Raw genomic sequence first — 9,778 nt, forward strand, 5'->3', positions numbered from 1 at the left:
AGGAAATTTATACAAAAGAATATATATGCCGAAGATATATCAAGTATGCTGCATCTCATTATAAACTACATTCGGCACGTTCGTACAGACTAACTGTTATATTCATAGTTCGTGAAAGACTGTACTTAATCCTTCTCCTCCAAATAAAATAATTACTTTTGTCGACAAAAAAGCAGAATTACCACAGGGGATTTACTTGCTTAACAGGTATACCTTCGCGCATATACACACGCGGTACACGGTGGGCAATCATGCATACCAATTCATAGGGGATGGTACCCAGACTGGAGGCCAGTTCATCTGCTGTTATACACGATTCAGACTGCTGACCGATGAGTACAACCTCTTCACCGACTTTAATTTGTTCCGCCTCTTGGGCGAAAGATTTTAGCGATACCATACACTGGTCCATGCAAATATTACCTACGACAGGAACGCGACGGCCGCGTATCAGTACTTCCGCTTTACCACTCAGCATACGTGAATAACCATCAGCATAACCGATTGGAAGCGTTCCAATCACTTCTTCTTCCTCGGTTACATAGTTACTGCCATAGCTAATTCCATAATGCGGGGGTAATTTTTTGACATAGACGAGTTCCGTCTTTAGCGTCATGACCGGGCTTAAGCTTACCGCTGCTCGATTCACCTCATCAGATGGATACAATCCATACAAAGCAATGCCTAATCGCACCATATTGTATGATAGATCAGGAGTATCAATTGCGGCTGCACTATTGCCCGTATGTATAATCGGGATGGTGTAACCCAAATCCCGTAGCGCATCCGCCACGCTCTTGAATCGCCGGTATTGCTCCAGTGTATAGCTTTTATCTTCTTCATCCGCTCTTGCAAAATGGGTAAACATGCCTTCGACAAATACCTGCGGCAGCGAGAAAACCTCTTCTATAAAAGATACAGCACCATCACCTGGAAGTAGACCTAATCGGCCCATTCCACTATCAATTTTGATGTGCACCTTCAGTTGTTTGTCTCTCACATCTGGCAAGGCTTTTATCGCTTCGATTATTTCTGGACTGAACAGGGTCACGGTCACATCATGCTTCCATGCGATCTCGATGCCTTCTGGAGGCGTATATCCCAGTACAAGAATCGGTAGCTGCACCCCCGCCTGGCGAAGCTCCAACGCTTCATCCAGGAAAGCAACACTTAAATAGTCTGCGCCCAGTTCTTCCATCTCTCGCGCAACCTCTATAGCGCCATGTCCATATGCATTCGCTTTGACACAGGCCAGTAGTTTCATCTGTTCCGGAAGCGAATTCCGGAAACTGTTATAATTTGCACGAAGATGATCCAGATTGATTTCCGCTTGAGTAGGTCGATAATTCATTTGCAATTCCAGTCACCTTCTTACCATTTTGAAAAACCATCATGCTTGAATCAATTTCACAATTTTGATGAGTTATGAAATTGATTCGAAATACAATAGATTAATGGTAATGTTCCTTAAGGCAACTGTCAATTCAACCGATTGCGCCATTTCTTATCAGTGACCTTATCGGCCTAACGGACATGCAGGAAATACTCAATCCTGCCTGAAATATAAGGAAAATTGTGTTGTGACGTACCTGCCTTATATTTTGAAGAAAGAGGCGAATGGCCTTTATTGCAGAAATTCATCCTTCTACAATAATCGGTATCCGCCTTCATCGTATTACTTACCCGATTGTTCTTGTGTGGAAGCAGCGATTTCAATCATTTCCATTCTCGGGAGGTTCGCACTCGTAATCCGATATTCGACCCCTTCGGACATCCATGTCAGCGTTTTTTGATCATCGCCTGTCATTGCGCCTACTGTAAAGCCTAAATCCACAGCTTCTGCTGGTGCCAAAGAAACAGCACGATCCAGCGGACGGGACTCCATAATTGTATATTGATACACCCCATCATAGCGGAGAATAACTGCATGATCCTTGCTATTCGCTAGTTCTTGCGTATCCGTAAGCATCACGCCAGCAGGCGTATAGTCAGGCTCAATGATTCCAAAAGCTCCAAGCTGCTGAGATGCAACCGGTTCTGCTTCAGTCCCTTCGCCTTCTCCAGTTCCTTCTGTGGAAGCTACAGGTAACCCATTCTCATCCACTTCTGCCATCATATCTTTGGATTCTTGGTTCATGGCGCTGAGATTCCGATTCGTATCGAACGACTCTTTTGTCAGATTCGTATCAAAAGTAAAGGAGTTGAATTTCACATCAACAACCACTTTTGCCTCTGAATCAGAGACTTGAACCTGTTTCGGTGTGTAGTTATCTTTCGCAAGCCAGATCTTTTGACGAACAAGAGAATGACTATGATAATTCGCTGCAACATCAAATACATAGCTGTCTTTATCCTCGGCAAACTGACGAGTATTATCACTTAAGATACTCCCAAGCATGGTCTGATACAGGTATACCTGTCCCTGATTCTCAGGCCAGTCGCTCTTGAAGCGGAAGCTTTTATTAAGGCTTGGTGTCAAAACGAACACACCGTCGTCATTGCGAAGTACAATTTGTGTAATATCCTTTTGCCCATTCGTCAAACTGATTCGGTAGTAAGATGGAGACTGATACCATACCTCCACCTGATACTGCTGGGGAGTCGTACCTGTATGTATGGTCATTACTCCAGCACCCTGGTAAGTTCCTTTTTCACTTTCCAGCTTATCCGCTACCTTGCCCAGATCCTTGATTACTCCGTCAGCACCCTTCTTCCCACAACCCGACAACACCAAGGTAAAGCATAGTACAGCAGCGAGCAGCACCCACGAAATCCGGCGCATGTCATCATCCCCTTCAGCACATGTTTTGAATTGATTGATACATGTCTATGAGGGACTTGTTCACATTATGCAGACGGGCATGACAAGCCGGGAGTTGTCTTCAAAAAAAAAGCATCCCATCAAGGATGCAATGCTACTAGAAAGACGAATATAATTTAATGAATATCTGTAGCCACTTCTGATTTCACTGAATCCGGCTCACGGAAAAATCCAAACAAGGATTCGTTAATCTGATCTGAAGCTGGAAGTTTCCGGGTAACCGGGTCAAATCTCCAATACACACTGACTAAAAAGATAATGATCCCGCACCAAAGGATCACGCCGCTTCCGCCAATCCATATGCCGAGTGCCCCGCCAATCAAACTGCCTATAGGCATGGCAATCCCGCTCATACCTGAAGCGGCTGCAAATACAGAACCGAGATTTTTGGATGGTACGCCTTTTTGAATAACCGTGTTGATCATCACATTCGTAACTCCTCCCGGGAACCAAGCCAAACCGTAAACGAAGATCGTAAGCCATAGCCAAGGAGTGAATATGGACAGGCTCCAAGCCAATCCGCAGATCATAAATGATACCGAATACAAAGTACCTAAAGTGACACGCTCCAGCTTCAGATAAGGAGCCGCAATCGCCCCGAGCAAACTGCCAAGCGCCTGGGCCATCAGCAGCATACCATATATACCCGCACCTCCCAGACTATCACTGAAAGCAGGAAGTACAGTAAAAGTCGCTCCTCCCGCAGCATTGACCATAATAATGCCAAACAACAATCTGGATAAAGGTGTAGCCACGAGCAATCTGATTCCTTCTGTCATTTCAGAAAAATAACGTTTTAAAAAGCTAGGTTCTTCATAAGTAGAAGGGTCTGCTGAAGTCGGGGGTTTATCGTTCGCAGCTCTTGTTTGTGCTTGATGAGATGAAAGACGTATCTGTGCAAATAACAATGCGCCAATGAAGAAACCAATTGCATTCCAAAAGTATAAAGAAACAGCACCAACGGCCACGATCAATACACCGGATATAGCATTACATGCAACATCAATCCCTTGATACGCGATAGAGAATAGCGAATTACCTTGTGTTAATGATTTCTGGTCCAAAATTTTAGGGAGTGCCGACATTTGCGCCGGATACACAAACATATTACATGTCGATAAGATTGGTGTGATCGTAAGCACCAGACCAACGGTAAGAAATCCAAAATAATAAGCGACCGGAACAATGAGCAGAATTAGCCCCTGAAAGAGCTGGGTATAGACTAGAATACTTCTTATAGGAATACGATCGATGAGTGGTCCTGAGAAAATCTGAATAATTCGCGGGATGATCGATAAAAAGCCTGCCAATCCGGTATACAATGTAGAGCCACCTAAATCATATACTAGCCACATCGCTGCAACGGCATAAAGACTATCTCCGATATTGGTCAAAATACGCCCAGCAAACATAATCGAGAAATTTCGATTTTTTAAAATGTCCATACCCTCATCCTCTTTGTCAGAATTATGATTCGTCTCTCTTCTTTGTGGAAATCATCTTAAAACCGATAGCGAATTCTTCTCCTTCATCTTTCGAAGCCGAAGTAAGGGCTACCCACTTTTCCATCAAGGCTTTATACTCCTCGTTCAATTCATCTCTTTGCTCTGGTGTTAGAACAAGTCTGAGGCTGATTCTTGTGGAATTTGAAGATTCATAGCCGTCTTCTAAGGCAGGATCTTGTGCACGGTGATCGTCCGAATCAAACCATTTGGCTTTAGATTTGTAATACTTCTCCACGATACCGCCTGTCGTTCTCGTCTCAACTAGATCAATTAGCCCCCCATCATACAGTTTTTGGATATGGTAATGCGTGCTGCCTGGTGACTGACCAAGCTCATCAGCGACTTGTTTAGCTGTCTTTGCAGTTTCAGCAATAGAAGCAATTATCTTTATGCGTTGTGCACTGCCTAGCAGTTTGGATTGTTCAACCGAGATCGGAATGGAATTTTGCTTTGAATTCATGACATGGTCTCCTTCAATGATCTATTTCGATCTAATTAATTAATATGTTCTATATTATTTGTTCATTCTAAAAAATTAGATCGTTTGTGTACACCAATAATAATCCATTTTCTTCCTCGAGTAAAGTGTTAAATTTAAACCTATTATTTCTTTTCGGCTGGATCTCACCTTGAGATTCTATTAATAATGTTGAGTTAAGAGATTTCACATAAAAAAAAGCCAGCTCAATCGTAATTAAGCTGACATTTCTATAAATCGTAAGTTCCCATCCATCCTCTACAGATGTTTGATCATATGGAAATAGACGTGTCTATTAATAATAATATCCTTATCGACCTCATACCCGGTTCTCAAATATAAAGAGTATGCTCTTTTATTATCGGTAACGACGGCAAGCGCAATTTTGTCATAACCACGCTCCTTCGCTCGTTGCTCGGCAGCACGAATCAAAGCTGAACCAATGCCTTGTCCATTATAGGATGGAGACACCGAAAGTGTATCGATGTAGAACTCATCTTCATCAGCTTCTTTATCCAGTGTAATCGAAGGATCGTTCTTCAGGTTCCGAAGCCGCTCTATAATTGGACGATCCAATTCCTTTGCTTCATCTCCGCCATAGGTGACAATAAGTCCAGCTAGATTTCCTTCAACCTCACTTGTGAGTGCCTGACGGTAACTTAGACGTCCTTCTTCTTGTTGAAAATACTGTTCCAGAACGGTAATTGCGTCTTCTTCGCTCTCCTGCCCTGTCAGCTGATGAGCAATATCGTGCAGCGCATCATAAAGCAGACGAGCTGCTTCTCGCGCATCTTCCTTTACTGCTTGTCTGATCTTCATTGCGTTCTCCAAGTCTCCTCTTATGTTGAACTTTGTTTACTTACTTCTTACTTATTCAAGTATAGCTTGATCGTAACAGAGGAACAAATCTCCCTCGGACCTACTTCATGAAACAACAAAGAGACACATCCCCGTTATCTCCAGGCTGTGTCCCTATAGGTTTACTCATCCACTGAAGGTTCTTTAGGAACCAAATTGAAAATTTCTCCGCTTACTAATGTATCGATTAACCGATCTAACCATTTGTAGTAAGCAATAGCTTCCATCATCTTGGCCTGATCTTCCAGCAATACGGAAGTCATCAGTTCATCTTCTTCATGCTGTTTAATCAGCTTATTAATTTCATCAAGTGCTTTCCTTAAGATAAGTATATTGCTCTCCACCGATTTTCTCCATTTCGTATCGAAAAAATCAGCAAAAGTCTGGTACCAATCATATTCCACTTCATACAGATCTTTACGAGAACCTTTTTCCCATACCTTATTAACCATCTTGTAATCAAGCAAAGTCCGCACACCCGTACTCATGCTGGTCTTGCTCATTTTCATTTCCTGTCCCATCTCATCAAGGTTCATTGGCTTGTCCGCAAAATATAACAAACCGTATAAATGCCCTGTTGACATGGATATGCCGTATAAATCCATATTACGTCCAATATTCTCAATAACACGTTTACGAATTTTATGCACGGCGGCCTGCCGTTCTTCATCCAACTGGTACAAGCCCATGCTTGCAGCCTCCTCTTTCTGTAACCATCCCCGCTATTATGGCTATCTTGCCTATTTTCACGAAAATTGATGTCATGCTGCTTCAGGAAATAACCGCCTTGGTCCATCTTGCACACATTCTCTCGTCTATTGTAGGGAAAGCTATTTTAAAAGTAAAGAACCCTCGTGTGAAGTATTTCGGAGCATCCGGGAGCATATCGAAGTATAAGTTTGTACAGTTTTTACTGTACGTTCTATACGTACGGATTCAACGTTTGATACAATACGTATTATATTGTTACAATGTTACACATGGGTTTAAACATAGTAACCACAAAGTGTTCGGCGAATAATTTTTACTTCTATATATAAAAGGAGGAATATCTTTGACCATTATGCAAGTCAACAACGTAAGCAAACTGTTCGGCCCTCATGCAGAGCAAGGACTTGAGTTGCTACAGCAAGGTTGGACCAAAGAACGAATCGCAAAAGAAAAAAATATAACGGTAGGGGTTAACCGTGCCACTTTTGACATTCGACAAGGCGAAATTTTTGTCATCATGGGATTGTCAGGTAGCGGAAAATCTACGCTTGTGCGTTTGCTAAATCGCTTGATTGAACCAACGTCGGGAGAAATTCTGATTCACGGTCAGGATTTGAGAAAAATGAATAAAGAGCAACTTCGAAACGTAAGACGAAAAACAATCAGCATGGTATTTCAAAAATTTGCTTTGTTCCCTCACCGGACAGTTGTCGAGAATGCGGAGTACGGTCTCGAAATTCAAAAGGTAGATAAGAAGCAGCGCCGGGAGGCTGCTCTGAAGTCTTTGGAGCTTGTTGGTCTTAAAGGCTGGGAAAATAAAATGCCGGATCAACTAAGCGGTGGTATGCAGCAGCGTGTCGGGCTAGCACGTGCCCTCGCTAATGATCCTGAAATTCTTCTTATGGACGAAGCCTTTAGTGCTCTCGACCCGCTAATCCGCCGGGACATGCAAGATGAGCTTATTGAACTTCAGGACAAAATGAAAAAAACAATTATATTCATTACTCACGATTTGGACGAAGCACTGCGCATCGGAGACCGAATCGCGCTGATGAAGGACGGTTCCATCGTACAGATCGGTACGCCGGAGGAAATCTTAACACAGCCGGCCAACGATTATGTTGAGCGCTTTGTTGAGGATGTGGATCTATCCAAAGTGTTAACAGCTGCACATGTTATGCGCCGTCCAGAAACCATTACTACGGATCGCGGTCCTCGCGTCGCTCTGCAGCTCATGCGTGAACGCGGTATATCTAACCTATTCGTTATTGACAAGGGGAAACGGCTTCTTGGTGTCATTACGGCAGAGGATGCAAATAACGCCCTCCGAAACCATCAAAAACTTGAAGAAATTATCATTCAAGATGGTCCACAAGTCGGACCGGATACGCTTCTGAATGAGCTGTTCGAAATTACAAGTTTATCGAAGGTTCCACTTGCTGTCGTGGATGACGGAGGTAAATTGCTTGGGGTTATCGTTCGTGGTGCAGTTCTCGGTGCTCTCGCTGGAGAGAACAAGAACGAGGAGGTGAAGTCAAATGCCTAAGATTCCACTCGCAGAATGGATTGAATCCCTAGTTAGCTGGATGGAAGATTATTTGGCCGGCTTCTTTGATGTCATTGCTACGGTAATCGAAAGTATTGTAGGTGCATTTAGCGATTTATTCCTGCTGCCTCACCCGCTGATTTTCATCGTTATCTTCGGGATACTCGCCTTTTGGGCAGGTCGTCTTCCCCTCACCCTCTTCACAGTCATCGGATTTCTTATTATCGATAACTTGGGCTACTGGACACAGACGATTGATACATTAAGCTTGGTTCTTACTTCAGCGCTTATCTCTGTCCTGTTAGGTGTACCGATCGGAATTTGGTGTGCATACAGCAAGACCGCATCGCGAATTATTATACCGCTGCTTGATTTCATGCAGACAATGCCTGCGTTCGTGTACTTGCTACCGGCAGTTACATTCTTCAGTCTGGGCGTTGTACCTGGTGTCATTGCGTCCGTAATCTTCGCTATACCGCCAACGATTCGCTTGACTCAGCTCGGTATTAAACAAGTATCTGAGGAACTTACAGAAGCTGCGGATGCCTTCGGTTCCACCGCTGGTCAGAAGCTATTTAAAGTTCAGCTTCCTCTGGCAATGCCTACACTCATGGCAGGAGTCAACCAGACAATCATGCTCTCCCTTTCCATGGTCGTTATCGCTTCCATGATCGGGGCACAGGGAATTGGAGCGGAAGTATACCGTGCAGTAACACAGCTACAGATTGGTAAAGGCTTTGAGGCTGGTCTAGCCGTCGTTATCTTAGCCATTGTACTGGATCGTTTTACACAGAACATTTTTAAAACGAAAAAAAGGGGTGCTTAAGAATGAAAAAAACAAAGCTTTTATCTGTACTTAGTTTAGCTGCAGTACTTGTCTTGTCTGCGTGTGGTAATAGTGGCGACAAAACAAATGGCGAAGCCGGAACGAAAACAATCGGACAACAAGTGAATTATGAAATAATCGGGATCGATCCAGGTGCTGGTATTATGAAAGCATCAGCAAAAGCCATTGAGGACTACGGTCTCACCGACTGGAAACTCATTGAAGGATCTGGTGCAGCGATGACAGCTACCCTTGCTAAAGCGATGAAGAATGAAGAACCGATTATCATTACAGGTTGGACTCCACACTGGATGTTTGCTAAATATGACCTTAAATATCTAGAAGATCCCAAAAAGACTTTCGGAGAAGCAGAGGAGATCCACACATTAGCTCGCAAAGGTCTAGAAGCAGACCATCCTGAAGCCTATCAGTTCTTAAAGAACTTTAAGTGGACTGCGGACGAAATGGGTGAGATCATGACGGCCATCCAGGAAGGTACATCACCAACTGAAGCAGCTAAGGCATGGGCTGAAAGCCATCCAGACCGCATTGATGAGTGGACCAAAGATATCACACCGGTTAGCAACAAAGAGCTTAAGCTTAGCTACGTTGCTTGGGATTCCGAAATTGCAAGCACTCACCTAGTACAATACATTCTTGAAAACAAACTGGGGTATAAAGTAACTGCTCTTCAAGTTGAAGCCGGTCCAATGTGGACAGGTGTTGCCAATGGTGACGTGGATGCTAGTGTTTCTGCATGGCTCCCACTGACTCACGCAGATTATTGGGAAAAATTCAAGGATAAAGTAGAAGACTTGGGTGCGAATATGGAAGGTGTTAAAACCGGACTGGTCGTGCCATCTTATATGGACATCAATTCGATCGAAGATCTGAAAACGAAGTAATTTATATTGATCAGCATAATGCTGCAGAATGAATTATTACGCATAAAAATAGCCGCCCAATTTGAAGTGACCCCCAAAAGTTAGACACGGTTATTTCATTAGGCAGCTTTCTCTAAATGAGTTCGGTA

Annotated in this window: 9 protein-coding genes; 3 read left to right on the plus strand and 6 right to left on the minus strand. The window is 43.4% G+C overall.

What is annotated here, in order from left to right; genetic code table 11:
* Positions 1–178: 178 nt before the first annotated feature.
* The 6 genes from alr to ACFQV5_RS20480 form a co-directional block, all read right to left on the minus strand.
* On the minus strand, positions 179–1,357 hold the full coding sequence (alr, locus tag ACFQV5_RS20455; protein ID WP_379249397.1) for an alanine racemase: 1,179 nt from the start codon (positions 1,355–1,357) through the stop codon (positions 179–181).
* A gap of 318 nt (positions 1,358–1,675) precedes the next feature.
* The gene (locus ACFQV5_RS20460; protein ID WP_379249399.1) at positions 1,676–2,782 is read right to left on the minus strand and encodes a LolA family protein; all 1,107 of its coding nucleotides are present in this window, start codon (positions 2,780–2,782) and stop codon (positions 1,676–1,678) included.
* Between the two features lie 155 nt (positions 2,783–2,937).
* Positions 2,938–4,266, minus strand: coding sequence for an MFS transporter (locus tag ACFQV5_RS20465; RefSeq protein WP_379249401.1), 1,329 nt, complete (start codon positions 4,264–4,266; stop codon positions 2,938–2,940).
* A gap of 22 nt (positions 4,267–4,288) precedes the next feature.
* On the minus strand, positions 4,289–4,786 hold the full coding sequence (locus tag ACFQV5_RS20470) for an ArsR/SmtB family transcription factor (protein WP_379249403.1): 498 nt from the start codon (positions 4,784–4,786) through the stop codon (positions 4,289–4,291).
* A gap of 276 nt (positions 4,787–5,062) precedes the next feature.
* Positions 5,063–5,623 carry a GNAT family N-acetyltransferase gene (locus tag ACFQV5_RS20475; RefSeq protein WP_379249405.1) on the minus strand — a complete coding sequence of 187 codons (561 nt, stop codon included), beginning with the start codon at positions 5,621–5,623 and terminating at the stop codon, positions 5,063–5,065.
* A 161-nt stretch (positions 5,624–5,784) separates the two neighbouring features.
* Positions 5,785–6,351: a GbsR/MarR family transcriptional regulator gene (locus ACFQV5_RS20480; RefSeq protein ID WP_379249407.1), complete on the minus strand. Its 567-nt coding sequence runs from the start codon at positions 6,349–6,351 to the stop codon at positions 5,785–5,787.
* A gap of 365 nt (positions 6,352–6,716) precedes the next feature.
* Here ACFQV5_RS20480 and ACFQV5_RS20485 point away from each other — a divergent pair, with 365 nt between their 5' ends.
* The 3 genes from ACFQV5_RS20485 to ACFQV5_RS20495 are packed head-to-tail and all read left to right on the plus strand — an operon-like array spanning position 6,717 to position 9,650.
* Positions 6,717–7,919: a quaternary amine ABC transporter ATP-binding protein gene (locus tag ACFQV5_RS20485; RefSeq protein ID WP_379249409.1), complete on the plus strand. Its 1,203-nt coding sequence runs from the start codon at positions 6,717–6,719 to the stop codon at positions 7,917–7,919.
* Positions 7,912–8,745, plus strand: coding sequence for an ABC transporter permease (locus ACFQV5_RS20490; protein ID WP_379249411.1), 834 nt, complete (start codon positions 7,912–7,914; stop codon positions 8,743–8,745). Before ACFQV5_RS20485 ends, ACFQV5_RS20490 begins: the two co-directional genes overlap by 8 nt.
* 2 nt (positions 8,746–8,747) lie before the next feature.
* Positions 8,748–9,650, plus strand: a complete 903-nt coding sequence (locus ACFQV5_RS20495) for a glycine betaine ABC transporter substrate-binding protein (protein ID WP_379249413.1) — start codon at positions 8,748–8,750, stop codon at positions 9,648–9,650.
* Positions 9,651–9,778 lie beyond the last annotated feature (128 nt).

This window comes from Paenibacillus sp. GCM10028914, from assembly GCF_042666275.1.
Taxonomy (GTDB): domain Bacteria; phylum Bacillota; class Bacilli; order Paenibacillales; family Paenibacillaceae; genus Paenibacillus_AQ.

What these genes read in the sequence shown, in the direction of transcription:
- ACFQV5_RS20490 (WP_379249411.1), top strand. Translation starts at nt 7,912, where the DNA reads ATGCCTAAGATTCCACTCGCAGAATGGATTGAATCCCTAGTTAGCTGG.
- ACFQV5_RS20475 (WP_379249405.1), bottom strand. Translation starts at nt 5,623, where the DNA reads ATGAAGATCAGACAAGCAGTAAAGGAAGATGCGCGAGAAGCAGCTCGT.
- ACFQV5_RS20460 (WP_379249399.1), bottom strand. Translation starts at nt 2,782, where the DNA reads ATGCGCCGGATTTCGTGGGTGCTGCTCGCTGCTGTACTATGCTTTACC.
- ACFQV5_RS20495 (WP_379249413.1), top strand. Translation starts at nt 8,748, where the DNA reads ATGAAAAAAACAAAGCTTTTATCTGTACTTAGTTTAGCTGCAGTACTT.
- ACFQV5_RS20470 (WP_379249403.1), bottom strand. Translation starts at nt 4,786, where the DNA reads ATGAATTCAAAGCAAAATTCCATTCCGATCTCGGTTGAACAATCCAAA.
- ACFQV5_RS20465 (WP_379249401.1), bottom strand. Translation starts at nt 4,266, where the DNA reads ATGGACATTTTAAAAAATCGAAATTTCTCGATTATGTTTGCTGGGCGT.
- ACFQV5_RS20480 (WP_379249407.1), bottom strand. Translation starts at nt 6,351, where the DNA reads ATGGGCTTGTACCAGTTGGATGAAGAACGGCAGGCCGCCGTGCATAAA.